The organism is Flavobacterium sp. 9 (assembly GCF_002754195.1).
Lineage (GTDB): Bacteria > Bacteroidota > Bacteroidia > Flavobacteriales > Flavobacteriaceae > Flavobacterium.
In genome coordinates, this window is record NZ_PEEU01000001.1 from 5,039,875 (window position 1) to 5,063,052 (window position 23,178).

General features: G+C 32.1%; 22 protein-coding genes. 14 read left to right on the forward strand and 8 right to left on the reverse strand.

Features of this window, described 5'->3' with window-relative positions:
* Nucleotides 1–186 precede the first annotated feature (186 nt).
* The 10 genes from CLU81_RS20970 to CLU81_RS21015 all read left to right on the forward strand — a co-directional run bounded on the left by CLU81_RS20970 (nt 187) and on the right by CLU81_RS21015 (nt 11,776).
* Nucleotides 187–864: a TIGR02117 family protein gene (locus CLU81_RS20970; protein WP_099711588.1), complete on the forward strand. Its 678-nt coding sequence runs from the start codon at nt 187–189 to the stop codon at nt 862–864.
* 8 nt (nt 865–872) lie between these two features.
* Entirely contained in the window at nt 873–1,556 is a 684-nt protein-coding gene (locus CLU81_RS20975; protein WP_099711589.1) for a lipoprotein, read from the forward strand.
* A 109-nt stretch (nt 1,557–1,665) separates the two neighbouring features.
* Complete coding sequence (locus CLU81_RS20980) at nt 1,666–2,580, forward strand: YihY/virulence factor BrkB family protein (RefSeq protein WP_099711590.1); 915 nt, start codon at nt 1,666–1,668, stop codon at nt 2,578–2,580.
* 57 nt (nt 2,581–2,637) lie between these two features.
* Nucleotides 2,638–3,162 carry an NADPH-dependent FMN reductase gene (locus tag CLU81_RS20985; protein WP_099712823.1) on the forward strand — a complete coding sequence of 175 codons (525 nt, stop codon included), beginning with the start codon at nt 2,638–2,640 and terminating at the stop codon, nt 3,160–3,162.
* 3 nt (nt 3,163–3,165) lie between these two features.
* Nucleotides 3,166–4,143 (forward strand): transglutaminase domain-containing protein, encoded by a 978-nt coding sequence (locus CLU81_RS20990; RefSeq protein ID WP_099711591.1) that lies wholly within the window; start codon nt 3,166–3,168, stop codon nt 4,141–4,143.
* 50 nt (nt 4,144–4,193) lie between these two features.
* Nucleotides 4,194–5,177, forward strand: a complete 984-nt coding sequence (locus CLU81_RS20995; protein ID WP_099711592.1) for a transglutaminase domain-containing protein — start codon at nt 4,194–4,196, stop codon at nt 5,175–5,177.
* An 89-nt stretch (nt 5,178–5,266) separates the two neighbouring features.
* Nucleotides 5,267–6,442 carry a nicotinate phosphoribosyltransferase gene (pncB, locus tag CLU81_RS21000; RefSeq protein WP_099711593.1) on the forward strand — a complete coding sequence of 392 codons (1,176 nt, stop codon included), beginning with the start codon at nt 5,267–5,269 and terminating at the stop codon, nt 6,440–6,442.
* Nucleotides 6,443–6,604: 162 nt separating this feature from the next.
* The gene (locus tag CLU81_RS21005) at nt 6,605–8,476 is read left to right on the forward strand and encodes a DNA topoisomerase IV subunit B (protein ID WP_099711594.1); all 1,872 of its coding nucleotides are present in this window, start codon (nt 6,605–6,607) and stop codon (nt 8,474–8,476) included.
* Nucleotides 8,477–8,531: 55 nt separating this feature from the next.
* Nucleotides 8,532–11,252 carry a DNA gyrase/topoisomerase IV subunit A gene (locus CLU81_RS21010; protein WP_099711595.1) on the forward strand — a complete coding sequence of 907 codons (2,721 nt, stop codon included), beginning with the start codon at nt 8,532–8,534 and terminating at the stop codon, nt 11,250–11,252.
* Nucleotides 11,253–11,446: 194 nt separating this feature from the next.
* A complete protein-coding gene (locus CLU81_RS21015) occupies nt 11,447–11,776 on the forward strand; it encodes a hypothetical protein (protein ID WP_099711596.1) in 330 nt (109 codons plus the stop codon).
* 10 nt (nt 11,777–11,786) lie between these two features.
* Here CLU81_RS21015 and CLU81_RS21020 read toward each other — a convergent pair whose 3' ends face one another.
* The 8 genes from CLU81_RS21020 to murQ form a co-directional block, all read right to left on the reverse strand.
* Nucleotides 11,787–12,413, reverse strand: a complete 627-nt coding sequence (locus tag CLU81_RS21020; protein WP_099711597.1) for a PolC-type DNA polymerase III — start codon at nt 12,411–12,413, stop codon at nt 11,787–11,789.
* Nucleotide 12,414: 1 nt separating this feature from the next.
* Nucleotides 12,415–14,334, reverse strand: coding sequence for a DUF294 nucleotidyltransferase-like domain-containing protein (locus CLU81_RS21025; protein ID WP_099711598.1), 1,920 nt, complete (start codon nt 14,332–14,334; stop codon nt 12,415–12,417).
* A 161-nt stretch (nt 14,335–14,495) separates the two neighbouring features.
* Complete coding sequence (locus CLU81_RS21030; protein ID WP_099711599.1) at nt 14,496–14,867, reverse strand: DNA topoisomerase IV; 372 nt, start codon at nt 14,865–14,867, stop codon at nt 14,496–14,498.
* 154 nt (nt 14,868–15,021) lie between these two features.
* Complete coding sequence (locus tag CLU81_RS21035) at nt 15,022–15,486, reverse strand: hypothetical protein (RefSeq protein WP_099711600.1); 465 nt, start codon at nt 15,484–15,486, stop codon at nt 15,022–15,024.
* A 31-nt stretch (nt 15,487–15,517) separates the two neighbouring features.
* On the reverse strand, nt 15,518–16,093 hold the full coding sequence (locus tag CLU81_RS21040) for a DUF1572 family protein (RefSeq protein WP_099711601.1): 576 nt from the start codon (nt 16,091–16,093) through the stop codon (nt 15,518–15,520).
* 75 nt (nt 16,094–16,168) lie between these two features.
* Complete coding sequence (locus CLU81_RS21045) at nt 16,169–16,741, reverse strand: pentapeptide repeat-containing protein (protein WP_099711602.1); 573 nt, start codon at nt 16,739–16,741, stop codon at nt 16,169–16,171.
* Between the two features lie 71 nt (nt 16,742–16,812).
* Nucleotides 16,813–17,034, reverse strand: coding sequence for a DUF6095 family protein (locus CLU81_RS21050; protein ID WP_099712824.1), 222 nt, complete (start codon nt 17,032–17,034; stop codon nt 16,813–16,815).
* A 191-nt stretch (nt 17,035–17,225) separates the two neighbouring features.
* Nucleotides 17,226–18,038: an N-acetylmuramic acid 6-phosphate etherase gene (gene murQ, locus CLU81_RS21055; protein ID WP_099711603.1), complete on the reverse strand. Its 813-nt coding sequence runs from the start codon at nt 18,036–18,038 to the stop codon at nt 17,226–17,228.
* A 104-nt stretch (nt 18,039–18,142) separates the two neighbouring features.
* Here murQ and CLU81_RS21060 point away from each other — a divergent pair, with 104 nt between their 5' ends.
* The 4 genes from CLU81_RS21060 (at nt 18,143) to CLU81_RS21070 (ending at nt 23,069) form a co-directional block, all read left to right on the forward strand.
* Nucleotides 18,143–19,078 carry an AraC family transcriptional regulator gene (locus tag CLU81_RS21060; protein ID WP_233209742.1) on the forward strand — a complete coding sequence of 312 codons (936 nt, stop codon included), beginning with the start codon at nt 18,143–18,145 and terminating at the stop codon, nt 19,076–19,078.
* An 11-nt stretch (nt 19,079–19,089) separates the two neighbouring features.
* Nucleotides 19,090–19,287, forward strand: a complete 198-nt coding sequence (locus tag CLU81_RS27165) for an AraC family transcriptional regulator (protein WP_233209743.1) — start codon at nt 19,090–19,092, stop codon at nt 19,285–19,287.
* A 100-nt stretch (nt 19,288–19,387) separates the two neighbouring features.
* The gene (locus tag CLU81_RS21065) at nt 19,388–20,530 is read left to right on the forward strand and encodes an AraC family transcriptional regulator (protein ID WP_099711604.1); all 1,143 of its coding nucleotides are present in this window, start codon (nt 19,388–19,390) and stop codon (nt 20,528–20,530) included.
* Between the two features lie 154 nt (nt 20,531–20,684).
* Entirely contained in the window at nt 20,685–23,069 is a 2,385-nt protein-coding gene (locus CLU81_RS21070; RefSeq protein ID WP_099711605.1) for an outer membrane beta-barrel family protein, read from the forward strand.
* Nucleotides 23,070–23,178 lie beyond the last annotated feature (109 nt).

The window sequence follows — 23,178 nt, forward strand, 5'->3', positions numbered from 1 at the left end:
TTCGCTCAGGATGACACAAAAAAGAAAATAAGCATCCACACAAAAAATAAATAATAAAAAAGATCCGTTTAAATCCGCGCTTTCGCGTTAGCGAATCCGTATAATCCGCGTACCATATTTTTTTTGGCTCAAAAATTGGTTACAACAAAAAAGACCATTTTATTCACCTAAAACCAACAAACCAAAATGCTAAAAAAAACTTTCAAATTTCTAGGCTGGACAATCCTCGGAATCATTACTTTTCTTGTTCTTTATGTAATCTCAGTTTATCTGATTTCTAAAATTACCGTTAATTCTGATATTGCAAAAGTTGACGAAAAAGACGCAATTCCTATTTACATACTTTCCAATGGAGTTCATACCGATATTGTAGTTCCAATTACGACTGAAATTAAAGATTGGCGAAATGAAATCCAATTCAGTCAAACACAATCAAAAGATAGTTTAATGCAATTTGTAGCTTTTGGCTGGGGCGATAAAGGATTTTATTTGCATACGCCAGAATGGTCAGATTTGAAAGCAAGTACAGCTTTAAAAGCTATTTTCGGAGTTAGTTCATCGGCAATGCATACTACGTTTTTTAAACAATTAAAAGAAGGCGAAAATTGTAAACGTATCCTGATTTCAAAAGACAACTATCAAAAGTTAGTCTCCTATATTTCAGAAAGTTTCAATAATCCCACAAATCCGGAATGGATTCAAGGTTACAGCTACGGAAAGAAAGATGCTTTTTATGAAGCCAAAGGAAGTTACAGTTTGTTTTATACTTGTAATACTTGGGCAAATTGCGCACTAAAAGCTGCTAACCAAAAAGCAAGTTTATGGACGATTTATGATAAAGGGATTTTTTGTCATTATCAATAAAAGTAGCCATGAAAAAGATAATTTTAATTCTGGTTTTGCTTGTTGTTTTAACTTCATGTAAAAGAGTTGATGCAGCAGCAACAGAAGCATGTGACGGTTGTTTAGCTTTCTATTTTGAAAACCCACAACCAGATAATGATTCAGAACTAAATGGATTTCCTTCTAAATTTAAGGGATTGTATAAAAATAGCGATTCAAGTTTTATAAGAATTGAAGAAGACAGAATTTTAAAAGAGTATTTTTTTAAATTTAAAGTTCACAGACAAAAAATGGACTCTTTAAAGTCTGAATATGATCTTGTTGATGGAAAATTAATCACTAAAGACACAAAAGATAAATTTGATATAAAAATAGTAGGTGATTCTATAGAATTGTCTAAAAAAAGGATCGATACTATTTTTAGGTTTTCACTTAATCAAAAAGCGAAACGTGTTGAAGGTCAATTGGTATTAAGTAGAAGAGATTCTATATTTTGGACTATTCAAACCATAGCATTAGAAAAAAATATTCTGAAAATTAAAGATATTTATTTACAAGAAGATTTAAAGAAATTAGATTCGGTTACCCAAATTAAAGGTAAAATGTTAGATTCAACTTCATGTTTAATAAAACCAACGCGACGTGAGTTTAAAAATATCCTAAAAATTAAACATTTAGGCACCCAACAACAATTTGATAAGGTTTTAAAGTAATGCGATTTTAAAAGATAACATGGTTAAAATGTAATATTTACTAAAAAATCGACAAGTAGAGATTCTTGATTATTCCTTAAATTTGAGAGAATCTCAAAAATCTAAACTTGTGGAAAAGCAAAATATTTTATCAAAAAGCTGGTATTTACTAAAAACGACTTTTTTAGAATTCAATGATGACAACGCGATTAAACTAAGTGCGGCATTATCTTATTATACCATATTTGCATTGCCGCCATTATTGATTATTATAATCACGATTTGCGGTTTCTTTTTTGGCGAAGAAGCAGTAACAGGAGAACTTTATGGACAAATAAACCGTTTGGTTGGTAATGATGCAGCAATCCAGATTCAGGATGCAATCAAAAATGTGCAATTGTCTGATAGTAATGTTTTTGTAACAGTTTTTGGAGTTATTATGTTGTTAATTGGTGCTTCGGGAGTTTTTGCCGAGATTCAGAGTTCTATTAATTTTATTTGGGGATTACGAGCAAAACCAAATAAAGGACTGAAAAAGTTCATTCAAAACCGAATCATGTCTTTTTCGATGATCGTTTCTGTTGGTTTTTTAATGTTAGTCAGTTTAATGTTAAACGCAACTTTAGACATCTTAAATTCAAGACTGAAAATATATTTGGCAGACAGTACCGTGTATTTATTTTATGTTATAAATTTAGTGATAGTTTTAGGAAGTATCACATTGCTTTTTGCGATTATATTCCGAACTTTACCAGACGGAATCATAAAATGGAAAGATGCTTTTATTGGCGCTGGATGCACAGCGGTTCTTTTTATGATTGGTAAATTTGCAATTGGATTTTATTTAGGAAATTCAACTATTGCAAGTGTTTATGGTGCGGCAGGATCGGTGATTATTATCTTGGTTTGGGTATATTATTCGGCAATCATTTTGTATTTTGGTGCAGAATTTACCAAAGTTTACGCCAAATCATTCGGAGGGCAAATTGCTCCAAATGAATATTCTGTTGAAATAAAAAAGGAGATTTTCGAAATCCCAAAGTAATAATGTTGTAGGTTTGAAATCTGCAGAAAAATGCAATCAATACAAAATAAAATAAATATGAAAATTGTAGCCTTTGGAGGAAGTAATAGTCAGCATTCTATCAACAAACATTTTGCGACTTATGCAGCAAGCTTATTTGAAAATGCAGAAGTCGAAGTTTTGGATTTGAATGATTTTGCAATGCCATTATTTAGTGTTGATTTAGAAAAAGAAATCGGTCAGCATGAACTTGCAAAAGCTTTTCTGAAAAAAATAGAAAGTGCTGATGTTTTAGTTGTTTCCTTAGCAGAAAATAACGGAAATTATTCTGCGGCTTTCAAAAATTTGTTTGATTGGAGTTCCAGAATAACGAAAGAGGTTTTTCAGCAAAAGCCTACTTTATTATTAGCAACTTCTCCGGGACCTAGAGGAGGAGCTTCGGTTTTAGAAATCGCCAATAATGCTTTGCCAAGATATGGCGCACAAATCAAAGCTACTTATTCATTACCAACTTTCAATGCTAATTTTAATCTCGAGGAAAATAAAATCTCAAATACAGAGTTAGATAAAGAATTAAAAGACATTATTAAGTCTAGTTTTTAATCTATGATCCTAAAAAAGATTGCCTTCATATTCCTTTTTCTGAATTTTATTTTTCCGCATTTGTCGTATTCTCAAAAATACGATGCGATTGATAATATTATACTGAAATATCCCAAACATTTTAGTTCTACAGAAAGTCTTGCCGAAAGAATTCAAAAAGATTTTACAACAGAACATGATAAAGCAAGAGCGATTTACAGCTGGATTGCTTTGAATATAAAATACGACTACAAAGCTTATTTAAATCCGCCGAAATCAATACGATTTAGCTACAGAAATGAAGCCGAAAAACAGAGACAAATAGAAGCATTAAAAGATAAAACCTGGCAAAAAGCATTTGATTCTCAAAAAGCGGTTTGCGAAGGTTTTACGCTTTTATATCAGCGTTTAGCAACTTTAGTTGGTTTGAAAGCTGAGGTTATTCGTGGCGATTCAAAAAGATTATTAAGTGATATTGGCCGCGAAAATTTACAGTCAAATCACGCCTGGAATATGGTTCAGATTGATAGAAAATGGATTTTGGTCGATGCAACCTGGGGACAAGGATATTATGACAGTAACAAAAAAGCAATGGTGAATTATTTTAATTCTGTTTATTTTGATACTGATCCCAAGTACTTTTTTGCAAAACATTTTCCTGATTCCGGAGTTTATCTGAATGAAAAATTAAACAAAGACGATTTCTTAAATGGACCTCTTATTTTTGATGCAACAATCGAAGGGAATTATGAAATTTTATCGCCTGATTCCGGAATAATAGAAGCAAATGATGGAGATAAAATTACTTTCAGGATTAAAAATATTTCAAAAGCAGATACACTTTTTTATGTAAAAAAAGGAAAAGCTACTAAAATCGAAAATCCAAGAGAAGTAAAAGGATCACTAGAATTTCAGGTTACTTATGATAAAAGAATGGGTTCTTATATTACTTTCTTTCTATATCAAAATAGTATCGCTTCTTTCAAAATAGTTTCGAAATAACTAAAAATAAATTTACTAAATTTTAACCTACCTAAACCTAATTCCTTGTTATGGCAATAAGAAAAATCGCCTTTGTATTTCTTTTTTTGAATATTGTTTTTTTAAATTCGTCTTATTCGCAAAAATATAGTGCCATAGATAGTATTGTTTTAAAGTATCCAAGTTTTGGCAGTACAGAAAAATTAGCAGAAAGAATTCAAAAAGACTTCACATCAGAACATGATAAAGCAAGAGCAATTTATAGTTGGATTGCATTGAATTTGGATTATGACTTAAAAACTTATTTAAATCCGCCAGAACCAAAAACTTATAATTCTAAGAATGAGGCAGATAATGCTAAACAAATTCAATTAGCGCGTACAAGTACAACTCAGAAAACATTTAGATCTAAAAAAGGAGTAAGCGAAGGTTTTTCTTTATTGTACCAGCATCTGGCGATATTATCGGGATTAAAATGTCAGTCCGTAACTGGAGATTCTAAAAGATTATTGAATGATATTGGAAGAAAAAGATTAGGATCAAATCATGCTTGGAATATGGTTCAAATCGACGGAAAATGGATCTTAATTGATGCTACATGGGGAAATGGATATTTTGATGAAAAACGTCAAGTTGTTGTAAAGAAATTTACACCCACTTATTTTGATATGGCTCCCGATTATTTCTACATGACACATTTTCCGGAGTCGTCAATGTATGCAAGTAACACCGGAAATAAAGAAGCATTTTTAAACGGACCACTTATTTATGATGAATATGTAGATAATTCCTGCGAAATTTCAGCTCCATTTTCAGGAATTGTTCATGCAAATGATGGTGATAAAATAACCTTTCAAATTAAAAATATTTCAAAAATTGAGAATCTTTATTATTTGAATAAGAAAGATGAACATGTCAACATTGAAAATGCAAAAGAAAAAGACGGAGCATTAGAATTTCAGGTTACTTATAATAGAAAATATGGCCGATTTATAACTTTTTTTCTCTCTAATCGAGCTCTTGCAGCTTTCAAAATCGTTCCGAAACAAATCTAACCATAGTGTTTGTCTAAAGGATTTTCTTCTTTTATCGAATTGGCGTATCTTAGCGATTACGGTTTTTGATAATTAACATAGTTCAGATTATGGAAACAACTTTCCTGAAATCAATTTTAGATAATGATTTCTATAAATTTACGATGCAGCATACTGTAATAAAACTTTTCCCAAAGGCAAGAGTTCGTTATGGTTTTATAAATAGGGGAAAACATGTTTTTCCGCCAGGATTTGCAGATTTACTTCGAAAAGCAGTTGATGCAATGGCAGATTTGCGATTGACAAAAGAAGAAAAACTATATTTATCTCATCATTGTCCTTATTTAGATCCAACGTATTTCGACTTTTTGCACGGATATATTTATGATCCGTCAGAAGTTCAAATCAGTCAGGAAGGATCAGAAATAAAAGTTACTGTCGAAGGATATTGGTATCGCACGATTTTATGGGAAGTACCTTTGATGGCTTTGATTTCGGAGCTTTTTTATAAATCAAATCATTTAATTCGCTTAAACGACGAAGCCGTAAAAGAGCTTACCAAAAACAAAATTGATAATTATAACAAGCTTGGAGTTTCGATTTTAGAATTTGGGACACGACGCCGTCATTCTTATGATGTGCATGTTTTGATAAATGATACACTTCGAACATTTGGTTCAGAAAGTTTTATAGGAACCAGCAATGTACATTTTGCAATGGTTAATAATATCAGACCTTTAGGAACTCATGCGCATGAATGGTTTATGTTTCATGCGGCACAATATGGGTTTAAAATGGCTAATTTTATGAGTCTCGAGCACTGGACACAGGTTTATGGCGGAGATTTAGGAATTGCTTTGACTGATACTTATACTACTGAAATTTTCTTTAGCCAATTTGACAAAAAATATTCTAAACTTTTTGATGGAGTTCGTCATGATAGCGGAGATCCAATTGAGTTTGCACAAAAAGTAATTTCGCATTATACTAAAATGGGAATTGATCCGAAATCAAAAGTGATTGTTTTCTCGGATTCTTTAAATTATGATAAAGTAAAAAGTATAACAGATTTTTGCAAAGACAAAATCAAAATGTCGTTTGGTATAGGAACCAATTTTACCAATGATGTAGGTTTGCCGTCGATGAATATGGTTATAAAACTAACCGAAGTTAAACTTGAAAACAGACATTGGGAAGGAGTTGTAAAACTTTCTGACGAGAAGAATAAAAACACGGGAACGCCCGAAATGATTGAATTGGCTAAAGAAGTACTGGGAATCAAATAGTATTATTTTGTTTCAAAGTTGATTTTTTATATTTTTAACGGTCGTATTATTTTAAAATCAATTTAAATAGAATTCAAAGCTGTTATAATTCGTAACAAAAAAGAAATACGCTTTCATTTTTTGACTATAAATGGTACATTAGCCAAAAATCCAATTTACTTTATGCTAGAGCAAAATCAATATACCGAAGATAATATTCGATCACTCGATTGGAAAGAACATATCCGTATGCGTCCCGGGATGTATATCGGAAAATTGGGAGATGGATCTTCGCCGGATGATGGTATTTATATTCTGTTAAAAGAGGTTTTAGACAACTGTATCGATGAGTTCGTAATGGGCTCTGGAAAAACTATTGAAGTGACTATCAAGGATAAAACTGTTTCTGTTCGTGATTACGGACGTGGAATTCCGTTAGGAAAAGTAGTCGATGTTGTTTCGAAAATGAATACGGGAGGAAAGTACGATTCTAAAGCTTTCCAGAAATCAGTAGGTTTAAATGGTGTCGGAACAAAAGCGGTAAATGCACTTTCGAATTATTTTAGAGTAGAATCTGTTCGTGATGATAAACAAAAAGGAGCAGAGTTTTCGGCAGGAAATTTAGTTTTAGAAGAAGATATAATCGACACTACGAAGCGAAAAGGAACAAAAGTTACTTTTACGCCGGATGAATCGATCTTCAAAAATTACAAATTCCGTATGGAATATGTAATTAAAATGGTTAAAAACTATTGTTACTTAAACAATGGTTTGACGATTATTTTTAATGGCGAAAAATATATTTCGGAAAATGGTCTTCGTGATTTATTAGAAGAAACCATAAATGCAGAAGATCTTGAATATCCAATTATTCACTTAAAAGATTACGATATTGAGATCGCTTTAACGCACAGTAAAACGCAATATAGCGAAGAATATCACTCTTTTGTCAACGGTCAGAATACAACACAAGGAGGAACGCACTTAGCGGCTTACAGAGAAGCAATTGTAAAAACCATTCGTGAGTTTTACAACAAAAATTTTGAAGCTTCTGACGTTCGTAAATCGATCGTAAGTGCGATTAGTATCAAAGTGATGGAACCGGTTTTTGAGTCTCAGACCAAAACCAAATTAGGTTCTACAGATATGGGTTCTGATGATGGAACGCCGCCAGTTTCTGTACGTACATTTGTAAACGATTTTGTAAAGAATAAATTAGATAATTATTTACATAAAAATCCTCCAACGGCCGAAGCTTTATTGCGTAAAATTCTACAAGCTGAACGTGAGCGTAAAGAATTATCAGGAATTAGAAAATTAGCGACAGATCGTGCTAAGAAAGCCAATCTTCATAATAAAAAATTAAGAGATTGTCGTGCGCATCTTCCAGATACAAAGAATCCTAGAAACTTAGAAAGTACCCTTTTTATTACCGAGGGAGATTCGGCTTCCGGATCAATTACAAAGTCGCGTGATGTGAATACTCAAGCAGTTTTCAGTTTACGTGGTAAACCTCTGAATTCCTATGGAATGACAAAGAAAATTGTGTATGAAAACGAAGAATTCAATTTATTGCAAGCGGCTTTAGATATCGAAGACGGATTGGAAAAATTACGTTATAATAATATCGTAATCGCAACCGATGCCGATGTCGATGGTATGCATATTCGTTTGTTATTGATTACGTTTTTCCTTCAGTTTTTCCCTGAGTTAATCAAAGAAGGACATTTATATATCTTGCAAACACCGCTTTTCAGGGTTCGAAATAAAAAAGAAACCATCTATTGTTATTCAGATGAAGAAAGAAAAGATGCGATCGAGAAACTAAAACCAAAACCGGAAATCACCCGATTTAAAGGTTTGGGAGAGATTTCGCCAGATGAGTTCAAAAACTTTATTGGAGAAACGATTCGACTTGACCCAATTATGATGGATAAAAACACTTCGATTGAGCAATTATTGTCTTTCTATATGGGGAAAAATACTCCGGACAGACAAGAATTTATTATCAAGAATTTGAAGGTTGAATTGGATGCAGTTGAGGAGGAAGTTTAAAAGATAATAAAAGAATTATAGAAGAATTTTTTAGTATTTATACTGAACAAAATATATGAAAGACGAAGAAGACGATAACATAATTCCAAACGACGACGAGAATAATTCAGAAGAAAGCCAGCTTGATGAAAATCAAGAAGGGAATGATGATGAAATTATCGATGTAGATGCTAAACACTTTGAGGGGCAGCATTTTTATGAAAATACCGAAGAAGAAGGAGAAGACGTTATTACGAAAGTAACGGGCATGTACAAAGACTGGTTCTTGGATTATGCTTCATACGTAATTCTGGAACGTGCAGTTCCGGCGATCGAAGATGGTTTTAAACCAGTTCAGCGTCGTATTATGCACTCTTTGAAAGAGTTGGATGATGGTCGTTATAATAAAGTTGCCAATGTTGTAGGACACACGATGCAGTATCACCCACACGGAGATGCGAGTATTGGTGATGCTATGGTACAAATTGGTCAAAAAGATTTATTGATTGATTGCCAGGGAAACTGGGGAAATATATTAACAGGCGATGGAGCTGCGGCTTCTCGTTATATTGAGGCACGTTTATCTAAATTTGCTTTGGAGGTTTTATATTCTCCAAAAATTACCGATTGGGGAGTTTCTTACGATGGTCGTCGTGCAGAACCAAACAATCTTCCGGTAAAGTTTCCGTTGCTTTTGGCACAAGGAGCAGAGGGAATCGCAGTTGGTCTTTCGACTAAAGTTCTGCCTCATAACTTCAATGAGTTGATTGATGCTTCGATCAAGATTCTAAAAGGAAAAGCCTTTACATTATATCCTGATTTCATGACACAAGGTATTGCCGATGTGTCTAATTATAATGACGGACTTCGTGGCGGACGTGTTCGTGTACGTGCTAAAATTGCGCAATTAGACAAGAATACCTTGGTAATTACTCAAATTCCGTTTTCGACGAATACAACGACTTTGATTGATAGTATTTTGAAAGCCAATGATAAAGGTAAAATCAAAATCAAGAAAATCGAAGACAATACAGCGGCTGATGTTGAAATTTTAATTCACCTTTTCCCGGGTGTCTCTCCAGACAAAACTATCGATGCTTTGTTTGCATTTACAGCTTGCGAAACTTCTGTAGCGCCTTTAGGTTGTGTGATCGAAGATAATAAACCGTTGTTTATTGGAGTTTCTGAAATGTTGAAAATTTCGACACACAGAACCGTTGATTTGCTTCGTCAGGAATTAGAAATTCAATTAGAAGAATTAAAAAATAAATGGCATTTCTCTACTTTAGAGAAGATCTTCATTCGTGAAGAAATGTACATTGATTTCAAATTATATTCAGATAGAGAAGCTCTTTATAAATATTTATATGACCGTTTTGAGCCGTTCAAAAAATCATTCGTCAGAGAAATTACTGATGAAGATTTACAGCGATTGACTCAAATTCCAATGATTCGTATTACGCGTTTTGACTCTGATAAAGCCGATGATTTTATCGCTAAGTTAGAAGACGAAATGAAAGAAGTTGAGTATAATTTGGAGAATCTTACTGATTTTGCGATTGCGTACTTTACAAGATTAAAAGAGAAATACGGAAAAGGTCGTGAACGTCAGACAGAACTTCGTGTTTTTGACAACGTTGAGGCTACAAAAGTAGTTTTGCGTAATACAAAATTATACGTAAACCGTGACGAAGGTTTCGTAGGAACGAGTTTAAAGAAAGACGAATACGTAGGTGATTGTTCTGATATCGACGATGTTATTGTGTTTTTACGAGACGGAACATTAATGATAACAAAAGTTGATGCCAAAACTTTTATCGGAAAGGATATTATACATGTTGCTGTTTTTGATAAGAGCGATAAACGTACGATTTATAACATGATGTACCGTGATGGTAAATCTGGTCCTTCTTATATCAAACGTTTCAATGTTTCCGGGGTTACCAGAGATAAAGCTTACGATTTGACTAACGGAACAAATGGTTCGCAAGTTGTTTATTTTTCTCATAATCCAAATGGAGAAGCTGAGGTTGTAACAATCTTATTGCGTCAGGTAGGAACGATCAAGAAACTGAAATTCGATATTGATTTTGCTAAATTGGCGATCAAAGGACGTGCATCAAAAGGAAATTTGGTAACGAAATATCCAATCAAAAAAATCGAGTTAAAAGAAAAAGGAATTTCGACTTTACTTCCAAGAAAAGTTTGGTTTGATGATACCGTTAAGCGTTTAAATGTTGATGCAAGAGGAGAATTATTAGGTGAATTTAAGCCAAGTGATAAAATCTTAGTCATTAGCCAGACAGGTAAATTAAAAGTCATTATTCCGGAATTGTCGACTCATTTTGAGGAAGATATGATTGTCTTGGAAAAATGGAAACCTAAAAAGCCAATTTCTGCGATTTATTACGATGGAGAAAAAGAACGTTATTTCCTTAAACGTTTCCTTGTAGAAAATGAAGGAAAAGAGGAAAGTTTTATTACAGATCATCCAAATTCGCAGTTAGAAATTGTCTCAACAGATTATCGTCCGTTGGCGCAATTGGTTTTTGCAAAAGTAAAAGGAGTTCAAAAAGAAGACTTACATATTGATGTTGAAGATTTTATTGCCGTAAAAGGATTTAAAGCATTAGGAAATCAATTGACAGCAGATAAATTAAAACAAGTTAATTTATTAGAACCATTGCCTTATGAAGAGCCGGTTGAGGAAGTTCCGGAAAAACCAGAATTATCAGAAGATGATGCGGTTGAAACAGAATTAGACGATGACGGCCAGATTGGTTTAGTTTTAGAATAACATAAAAACAAAAACGCTAAGATTGATTCTTAGCGTTTTTTTATACAAGACATTTTCTCTCAAGAGTTAAAAATCCTATAATTATACTTTTATAATTTTTAGCAGACTTCTTATGGAAGATTCCAATTCTATATTTGTTTTTTAAATGTTTCTAATAAAGTACCTGAATAAAAAATCGCAAATAAAAAATAAGAATGAAAATCAACCTCCTTTTTATAATATTACTGTTTTCTAGTTGTACAAATACTAGTGACTTTAATGGTCATGTATATGATTATGATACAGAGAAACCTATTCAGGATGTCGATGTTGATATTAACGGGAATAAGACCAAAACAGATAGTACAGGATATTTTTGTTTGGGAATAAACTCAAATTCAGCATACAAAATCCTCTTAAAAAAAGAAGATTATGTCACAAAAAAGATATACCGTAAACCTGATTCTCTTGGGAAATTTTCGCAAAAAAGTCTAAAATATAATAGACTTTATTTATTTACGAAAGAAAGTGATTTTACTAAATAATCAAAGTTTCTTATTTGAACAAAGCATTTAAATTAATCTGTTTTTTCTCCTTCAATTTACTTACGATCTTTAAAAAAGCAATTGCAGTAATATAAGCGTCACCCAAAGCGGTGTGTCTGTCTTTTTTAGAAATATCAAATTTATCGGCAAGATCGTCTAAAGTATAATGATCTTTTCGCTCAAACAAATGAGATTTGATTAGTGTCTTTTTGTATAAAATGGCAGTGTCTAAACGCTGATTAGTTAATTCAGGCAAACCATTTCTCTCGAGAGCTTTATTGATCATTGTAATGTCAAAAACGGTATGATGTGCAATGATTACAGAATCTCCCAAAAAAGCTAAAAATTGTTGTAAAGCTTCTAACTCAGAAGGACGCTGAATTACAAATGCCTTTAAAATACCATGAATCTGAGCTGTAGATTTATCGTAATGATCTTGTTCAAGATAAACTTCAAAACTATTCTGAATGGAGATTATCCCGTTTTGAAGTACCAATGCGCCAATACACAAAATCCGGTCACTATCGTAATCAAAACCTGTAGTTTCGGTATCTAAAACTACAAAACGAGTTTCTTCAATTGTAATATTTTCATCGAATAGATTTTCTTCTTTTTTCCAAAAACTAAATAAACTCATATTATACTACGTTTGAAATATTAAATCTTACGCTAATCAATTCTTGAAGTTCTTTTATGGTTTTAAAAGTTCTTTTTAGTTTTATCTTTTCCATTTTGGATAAAGATTCCAAAGCAATAAATTGTCCGGAATCATTATGCAAAAGCCCTTGTTTGGTTCTAAACTTCAATAAAGCTTTAAAAGAATAAGAACAAGAAAAATACAGTTCTCTATTGTTGGGTTCTAATTCGGCTAATTTTTCAAAACGTTCCGCAGTATTACTTATTCCTTTTACAGAATGAGATAAAATCAAAACGCGTGCAGCATCAGTAAGTGGCATTAAAGCTCTTCTTTTAATATCAAAATGATCTTTATTTGCGCCATCTTGTTCTACTAAAAACTGTCTGAAAAAGCCAGTAGGAGAAGGGCTTTGCAAAGCGCCGCTAACTAAATGAACATAGAAAATAGGGTTTGCTTTAACATTCTCAAAAATATAATCAGAAAGTTGGTTTGTAATTTCAGTATCACCATAAGTAACACTATAATCGAAGAAAATAAAAGATAATAAAACTTCATTTTTCCCCGGATTTGTAATCCAATGATGTACTTTACTTTTCCATTCATCAAGGCTCATACACCATTTAGGATTCGAAGCCATCATTTCGGCAGGACAATAATCGTAGCCAATATCAAATAAACCTTTATTCACTAAAGAAGCAAATTTCGAAAAATAGACTTTTGTTTCTTCTCTAAAAACATCAGATACATTCTCGTACACAATAGCATTGTCTTGATCCGTATGTAGCATTTGCTCGCTTCGACCTTGACTTCCAAGAGCCAACCAGGCAAATTTTACTGGTGGCGGACTACTCATTTTTCCAAGGCAAATTTCGATAACACGAGTAGTACAAGCTTCATTAAGCTCTGTTATAATTTTAGAAATCAAAGTCATCGGAATGTTTTGATCTAAATAACCTTGCAATAATTGCATTATTCGGGCGCGAATGGGTTTAATTTCCTTTGGTTTCTTAGCTCTTTTTAAAGCCTTTATTAAAACGGCAGGATTATTTCCCAGAGCAACCATAACATCGTGTTTAGACAAAATCCCAACAGCTTTAGTATTTATAGTTCCATCTTTTGTCAGACACAAATAGCTAATATTACTTTTCATCATTGCCATTTGCGCCTCAGTAACCGTCATTTTTTTAGGATACGTAATAACCGGTTTTGTCATAATGGTTTCTGCCGTTGTCAGGATTGAAAAATCACCGGTTACGATTTTATTTCGTAAATCCTTATCGGTAATAATACCAATTGGCAGCATTTCGTCAACAATTAAGATGGCGCCAACCTTATTCTTATTCATGATTTTGGCAATATCCTTGGCAGTTGCAGACGGACTGCAAGTGACAATTTTCTTTGAATATTTTATTGGCTGTAAATCAAATGAATCTCTGTTAGAATGCAAATGCTCATGAACCAAATCATCGCCATACAATTTATCTTTATGAATATCAGAATATGGATTTCGAGTATTTGAGGCGTAACTTTCGATAAGGAAATTACCAACAGTCCTATTTTCTAAGGCATAAGGTTTAAAAACAGCAATAGGAATGGCATACAAAATGCTTTCTTCATAAGCAACAGCTTCCATGATATAATTTTCTTGTGCCAAAAGCGGACGCAATCCAAAAATATCACCTTCATCACACATGTCAAGAACATTGTTTTTCTGATTTTTTTTCAGTGCTACAGCGCCTTTATGAACAACGTAAAAAGAATCATGCGTTTTATCATTTTCGGCAAATATAACGGCGTCTTTGTCTTTGTAAACAATAGAAATTTGTTCAGATAACTTTTCTAAGTCCTTTTGATGCAAAAAACTAAAAGGCGGAAAGTCTTTTAAAAAGTCAGCAACTCTATGCGAAATTGTATTTTTCATGCGTTAGATTTAGGTTCTAATGTAAGATTTAAAATAGAAATGTAAAAGAAACACCTCTGATTATTTTTTAAAAAGGGACAAAGATGCAAAGGTGCAGAGATGCAAAGGTTTTTTCTCAATTTAGGATAAAAAAAAGCCTCAAATTTGAGACTTTTTCTAGTTTATTCAACTTTATGTACCGTTCCGCGTTGCTTTTGGTCAGAACCAACCATTCCAAATTCAAAAGTATAAGAATCTTTAGTAGTCGTTAAAATCTTCATGCTGATTGCTTTTTCCTCAGCCATATTTTTCGGATGTTTCTTCTGCAAAATATATTCACAATCACTTACCCAACGCACTGTCGAAGTATCAGTTTTTCCGTCAAAAGTTTCGATTTCAATATTGTCTTTACGTTCAAAAACAGTTGTTTTTTTGACACCATTAACTTCAAATTCAAATTTGAATTTTCCGTTTTTAAAATCCTTGCAATTGTGTTCTGCATCGTAGCAAGATATTAAAGCCAAGAATGGTAATAAGAATATTATTTTTTTCATTTTTAAGTTTAAGATATTTATTAGGAGCTATTTCCCGCTGTTCCTTCCAATCTTTTGCTTTTTAAAGAAAAAAGCAAAAGGATTTTCCCTCCCATCGGGGCTAAAATGTTTGCGTTAAGCAAGCACTAATTGTGTTATTTTGATTTATTAAGTTTTAAATTTTCTGAATATAAAACTCTTTTAATTTTTTAGATTCTTTTACTTCTTCTCTAACTTCCTCTTTAGATTCGCTCTTTACCGCTTTTGGCCAGATATGAAAACCTCCTTTTGCCATCGCTTGCGCCTGTCGAAGAACGTTTGGCGAAATATCAGCAAAAAAACTCAAATCTTCAGGATTATCCCAAAGACCCCAAATGCCATTTTCGTCAATATCTCCGGCATAATTAATAATATGCGTTGAATAGGTTTTAACCATTTTAAGTTTAAACTGCTCCAAATTATAAGAACCATTCCATCGAAACGGTGCAACATCATCAATTCCCGATCCGGAAATAATAGAATTTGCAAAACTCAATTCAATCGACATTTTGTGTTGGTGAGGCGAATTAGAATAACAATAAAATCCTTCCCATTCTCCGCTAGGCAAGAAATGATGTGTTTCGTTTTTGTCTTCTTTCATAATTATAGTTCTCGAATAAATATAACAATTGTTATTTTAATCTCTTCAATTCGTCATCGGTAAAGTTCTTGATTTCTTTTTCCTTGGCAAATTTTTCAGCATTATAATTTCCTGATTTATTCTTCGGAATCGATAAACTATCCCAACTGCTGTTTTTTAATTGTTTGGCATAAAAAACAATTTGTCCAACATGATAAGGATAATGTGCCAATTGACGATTTATGGCTTCAATAACCGTATGACCTTCGTTACGAATATATATAATGTCTGAAAGTTGTTCTGGTTTCAGACTATTTAAAGTATCAAGAAAAACATTCCAGCCTTTATTCCAAACTTCTAAAACTTCCTCTTTTGATTGTAAATCATTTTCAAATTCGGCATCACGATTGCGCCATTCTTTTTCACCATCCGAAGTTAGAAAATCTGTCCAGCGCGATAACATATTACCCGAAATGTGTTTTATAATTGTGGCAATACTATTTGTATCTTCATTAATTGCTACAAAAAGCTGTTCTGGTTCTAATTGATCCATTGCTTTTTCGCCTAACATTTTATAATACAAAAATTGCTTTTTAACGCTTTCTAAATAAGAAGTACTTGCATCCATAATTATATAATTTCGTTGAATTTACAGCTAAACAGAATTCATAACACTTAAAAAAAATATTAGTGCCGAAGTTTTTTAGACAATTTTAATGTCGTATTTATCTAAAAGGCCAACAATTCCATCATTAGAGAATTGAGCTTTTTTCATTGGATTAAATTCCGGATCAATTTTGTAATTGTATGCGGTTTTAAAATTAACAGCCGCCAATTGAGTATCATTAAAAATAGCTCCTTCTAAATTACAATTATCAAAAACCGAACTCGTTAAGTTAGTCCCTATAAAAGTTACTTCCCTTACGGAACAATTGATAAACTTGGTTTTCGGCATTTTTTTATTCGAAAAAATAGCATAATCCAAAGTGCTTTCTTCAAAATAAACCTGAAATAAGAAATCGTCACATTCGTTAAAAGCAATTCCAAGAAGTTTACAGTTTTTGAAAGTAACATTTTTCAAACTTGTACTAAACAAGCTTGTCATCGAAAGATTGCAATCGATAAATTCACAGTCTAAAAAAGTATTGTAAGCAAAGTTACTATTGGAGAAATCACAGTTTTTAAAAACACAATCTTCAAACTCACGATTGTTTATTTTTTTGTCAATATAAGCGACTTTCTCGAAGGTTTTTTGAATGTGAATTAGACTTTCCATATTGGGTTGGATAAAAAAAGAGTTTTATTTGAAGATTGGATTAAACATGTCGGGTTTACTTAACAGCTAATTTAGTCATTAAATATACCTTTCATAATAATTTTCAATCCGTAGAAAATTAAAAACATAGCACTTAAACAAGCCACAATTCCGATTCCTAAAACCAAATAATGCCAGTTTGTATGTTGATTCATAAAAGCATTATAAATTAACGAAGGCCCAATAAATAATAATGGCAATGAACCTGATAAATATTTAATTCCTTTTCCTAACAATTCTTTATTTGTTGCCATTTTGTTTTTTGTTTCAGGTTTTGAAAGTTTCAAGTTTCAGTTTTTCTTTGTTTCAAGTGAAAACTTTGCGATCTTATCTTTGTCAAAGTTTTAAACTTTGACAAAGATTGAACAATAAACTTAGCGAACTTTGCGTAAAATCTTTGCCTCTTTGCGGTTAACTCACATTTTAAATCTCACCAAAACCCCTTTTACTTGTTATAATTATCAACAGCATTTCTCACGCTGCCGTATTTTTTTAATAATTCAGAAGCTTCTTCATATGAAACCGGAATTTCTCCCATAATCATTTTTACACCTCTATCAACCAACTTGATATTGCTTAATTGCATATCAACCATCTTATTACCTTTTACTTTCCCAAGCTGAATCATTGCTGCAGTTGAGATCATATTCAGTACTAATTTCTGAGCCGTTCCTGCTTTCATTCTGGAACTTCCGGTAATGAATTCAGGACCAACAACGACTTCAACAGGAAATTTTGCTGTAAGTGCCAAAGGACTTCCCGCATTGTTAGTAATGCATCCCGTAACAATATTATTTTTATTACAGGTTTCTAAGCCACCAATAACATAAGGCGTAGTTCCGGAAGCTGCAATACCAATTACGACATCATTTGGACCAATATTATTGGCTTGCAAATCAATCCAGGCTTGCGTTGCATTGTCTTCGGCATTTTCTACAGCACGGCGAATTGCAGTGTCACCACCGGCAATAATTCCGTTTACCAGGTCAAAAGGAACTCCAAAAGTAGGAGGACATTCAGATGCATCAACAACGCCTAAACGTCCTGATGTTCCTGCGCCGATATAAAATAATCGTCCGCCTATTTTTAATTTATCAACAACCTGAGCTACTAAAATTTCAATTTGTGGTATCGCTTTTTGGACAGCGTTAGGAACAGTTTTGTCTTCCTCGTTGATATTAATAAGCAATTCTTGAACTGACATTTTTTCTAAATGTTCGTATTTTGAAGCTTGTTCTGTGGTCTTTGTAAAGGTCATTTTTTCGTATAATTACTCTTGCCCAAAATTAATCTTTTTATCACAATTTTTAGAACCTTTTTAAAAGAACTAAAATATTATATTTGAGAAATATTAAACGATAAATGGATAGATTAGTTTTTATGGATAGCATTGCTCGCATTGCTGTTTTTGTTTCGCTGCTTTTGGCACTTTTTTTACTGACAGTAAAAACGGAGAATAAATTGGCAAACCGATTATTTGCTAGCTTTATTATTCTATCGGCGATTGATTTCAGCGGGCTTTTAGACTACACATTTCCTCAGCAATTTGTGGATTTAGAGATTTTGAGATCTACAACTTGTTTGCTCGAAATGCCTTTGATTTATCTTTATGTTTTGGCAGCTTGTTATTCAGATTTTCGATTAAAAGGGAAACATTTAATCTATACACTTCCTTTTATTGTAATGAATTTAGTTTTCATGCCCAGATTCTATTTAGAATCCGGAATTGCAAAAGAGTTGTTTATAGCAAATTATAATAAAATGTCTGAAGTGCTTTTTTTTCAGATTTTAATTGAGTTTCAATATTGGTTTTATATTGTGACTATATTTATAATTTTAAAAAAATACAGAAGAATTTATCTCGATAATTATACCAATCCAAGTACTTCTACCTATAATTGGCTTTTTCAGATGAATTGTGTTTTTGCTGTAATGCATTCTATTACGGCAATTAAAAATCTAATGCGTTATACAACTTCAAGAGATGCTTTTCTTTGGGGAAATGTTCTTATGGTAATAATGGCTTTGTGTGTAATATGCTGGTTTGTAATGAAAGCGCTAAATCATCCGGAACTTTTTAGAGGAATCAATTCGAATTTGCAATTGACAAAAGACTTTTTGCCTAAAGAAAATAAGGAGATTATTGAAGTAGAAAATAATCAGGATGAAGCTGTTTCTAATCAAATTTCAGCATTGAAAAATTATATACAGAGAAAGAACCTTATCTCGATCCGTCTCTTACTATTCAGGAATTGGCGAATCAATTTAATGTTCCTGTTCGTGATTTATCCGTTTTGATTAATCAACATATGAATCAGCATTTTTTTGATTTTGTAAATGAATATCGCATTCAAAAAGCAATGAGTATTTTAAAGAATCCTGTAAAAAATAATCTGACCGTTTTAGAAATCTTATACGAAGTAGGTTTTAATTCTAAATCATCGTTCAATACTTCCTTCAAAAAACATACAAATCTCACGCCTACAGCTTATAGAAACGCTTCATAATACTAAAATTTCAAGAGCGTTTTTTGTTGTGATACTTAATTTTATGAATTCAGGTTAAAGGAACTAAAATATTATATTTGTTTAATAATCAGAAAAATTAATGGATATAGATAGCTTTTTGAGTGTTATGGGCTGGATGTCAGTTTTTGTATCACTATTACTGGCATTCTTTTTAATCACTGTGAAAACACAAAATAAACTGGCAAACAGACTATTTGCTTTATACTTATTGTTTTTTGCAATTGACAATACCGGAATTTTTATAAGCGAGAGTTTCGTTAAAGCACATTTTAATTTGGAATTTTTCAGATGGACGACTTGTGCTTTCACACTTCCTGTTTTCTACCTTTATATAGTATCGGTTTGTTTTACTGATTTTCGATTAAAACCGAAGCATTTAGTTCATGCAATTCCATTTATAATCATAAATGCCGTTTTTGTATTCAGACTTTATTTTTTAAGTGATGTAGATAAAATGCAATTTTATGAGCATCGCAGTCAAATGCCTGAATTTTACAGTTTCCAGTTGGTTTTGGCTTTGCAAATTGTATTCTATAGTATTGCAACATTTTCAGTTTTAAAAAGATACAGAGAAATATATCAGGAAAATTATGCGAATCCTAAAACTTCGATTTTTAAATGGTTGTTTCAAATATCGGTGGTTTTCTTTACTTTATATTATTTGTCAATTGCTAAGAATGTTTTAAGATTTACTCCTTTTGAATCGCTGTGGATTTGGGCAAATGTTTTCATGCAATTTTGGGCGTTAATCGTAACGTGTTGGTTTGTATTGAAAGCGTTGAATCATCCCGAACTTTTTAGAGGAATTGATTCTAAATTGGAATTAGCAAGAGATATTCTTCCGAAAGTAAATGTTATCGAAATAAACGATTCTAAAAACGAGATAATTTCGGCGCAAATTTCGGCACTAAAACAATATATGATCGAAAAAGAACCTTTTCTGGATCCATCGCTTACAATTCAGGAACTGTCAAATCAAATTGAAATTCCGGTTCGTGATTTGTCGGTTTTGATTAATCATCATATAAATCAGCATTTTTTTGATTTTGTAAATGAATATCGCATTCAAAAAGCAATGAGTATTTTGAAAAATCCGCTAAAAAGTGACTTGACAGTTTTAGAAATTCTGTATGAAGTTGGTTTTAATTCAAAATCATCATTTAATACTTCGTTTAAAAAATATACAAATTTAACGCCAACGGCTTACCGAAACGCTTCATAATAAGTGTTTTGTAAAAAGTCGTACTTCATGTCTAATAAAGTCGAACCAATTTCCTGAGTAGAAATTGGTTCGACTTTTTTTTGTCGGTCGCGTACGCAACATTTCTAAGGCAACTTTGCTTCAAATTAATCGAACAAGTTTAAAATTAGAAATTATGAAAAAAGTTAACCTCTTTATTTTTTTACTATTGCCTCTTTTTTGTTTAGCGCAAACAACCTTTAAGTTAAATGGAAAAGTTGCCGATGAAAAAGCTCCAGTTGCCTGGGCAGATGTTGTAATCTTAAATCAAGAAGGAAAAATTATAACTGGAACTACAACAAAAGAAGACGGAAGTTTTGAATTGATGCTAAGCAAAGGATTCTGTAAAGTAAAAATAAGCCCGATTGGATATTCTGAATTTGAGAAAGATATTATGATAGAAAAAGACATCAATTTAGGTTTGATTACTTTAAAAGAAAATGTGACGAATTTGGGCGAAGTTGTTATTCAAGCTAAAAGAAATATGATTGAGCAAAAAACAGATCGTTTGGTTTATAATCTTGAAAATAATGTAACAAATGTTGGAGGCGATGCTTTGAGTGCCATAAATACGGCGCCGGGCGTTGCGGTACAAAATGATGTTATTAATATTTTAGGAAAAGGTGCTTCACGTGTAATGATCGACGGAAGAATGATCGAATTAACGGGTGAAGAACTGAATAATTATCTGAAATCTATTTCGGCAAGTGATATTAAAAATATCGAGATTATAAGTAATCCTTCGTCGAAATATGAAGCGGAAGGAACGGGCGGATTAATCAATATTATTATGAAAAAAGGAGTTAGAGATTCCTGGAAAAATACGACTACAGCTTCATACGATCAAAATAAATACGGGATTTATAATTTGAGAAATAATTTCTTTTACAATAAAAACAAGTTCCGATTTTCGGCAAGTATTAACGGAAAATCGGGTTATAGTAATCTAAAGGAAACGTTGGATATGTATTTTGCCGAAGGACCTACGAAAATGGATGTAACGACAAAATATAATCAAGAAAACCTATCTGGAAAAGTGGCTTTGGATTACGATCTTTCGGAAAAAACAAGTATTGGTTTTCAAATTTTAAGAGACAGAAGCAATCCGAATTTTGATTCAGATATTAGAATCAATAATTATAATGCTCAAAATCAATTAGAAAGTTATATCATCAATAAAAGCTTTTTGGATCGAAAAGTGGGGAATGAGACTTATAATTTGCATTTGATTACTAAACTTGATTCTCTTAATCGTAAATTATCTTTTGATGTTGATTACTTTAATTATGATTCAAAATTTGACAGAAACTTTCTTGCGAACAATTATGATGCTGATGGAACTTTTGTTGATGTAAATCAATCGGCGCGAAATTTTTCTAATCAGAATATTGATAATTTGAGTTTCAAGGCAGATATGGATCATCCGCTTGAAGCGTTGAACTTATCTTATGGCGCAAAAGCGAGTTTTACAACCAGTAAAAGTGATGTTCTTTTCTTTAATACAATTACAGGAACTCCGGTTTTAGATCCTAACCAAACGAATAAATTTAAATACACCGAAAATAATCAGGCGGTTTATATTAGCGGAAATAAAAAAATCAATGAAAAATGGGATTTTCAATTGGGATTGCGATTAGAAAATACACAAACGAATGGTTTTTCGGAAACTTTAAATCAGGAAACGGTAAACAATTATTTTAAATTATTTCCAACGTTTTATGCTTCTTATAAGAGAAATGAAGATAATAATTTTAGCTTAAACTATGGAAAAAGAATCCGCAGACCTGGTTTTTCTTTATTGAATCCGTTTAGAGTTTATATAAGCAGTAATAGTTATTCTGAAGGAAATCCGTTTTTGAAACCTTCTTTTAGTGACAATTTTGAGTTTGTACATTCTTATAAAAAAATATTGAGAACGAGTCTTTTCTTAAATTCGATTACGGATGGTTATGGCGTAATATTTACTGCAAATCCGGAAACGCTTACACAAGTTGTGTCAAGAGATAATTATTTTAAAGGTATTAATTATGGAATTGGAGAAACGTATTCAGTAAGTTTTGCAGATTGGTGGGAAAGCGAGAATTCTATTTATTTTTTAGGATCTAATATTAAGTTTATAAAAGATATTAATGCAACTCCGGCAAATGGTCTTGAAGTAGATTTTTCAACAAACAATACATTTTCATTAGGAAAAACGTCAAAATTGCAAGTAGATTTTACTTATACTTCTCCTTATAAAAGTGGTTTGTATGAAACGGGATATGTGTCGAGTTTGAATATTGGTTATAAACAAGATTTGCTAAATAAATCATTACAAATTGCTTTTCTATTAAATGATATTTTTAATACATCTTATTTAAAAAATGATGTTTCGATTGTAAATGGTGTGAAGCAGGTTTATAGCCAAAATGAAAGTAACCGATTTGCGCGCGTATCTGTAGTTTATAATTTTGGAAACAAAAAAATCAATGTTAGCCAACGTACTTCTGGAAATGAAGAAGAGAAAAATAGAGCTAGATAATTAGATAATTTGTCAATTAGAAAATTAGATAATTGTAAATAAAACAAGTAGAAAGCTCTCGCAACTACTTGTTTTATTTCGCATTTTTGTCATTTCGAGGAACGAGAAA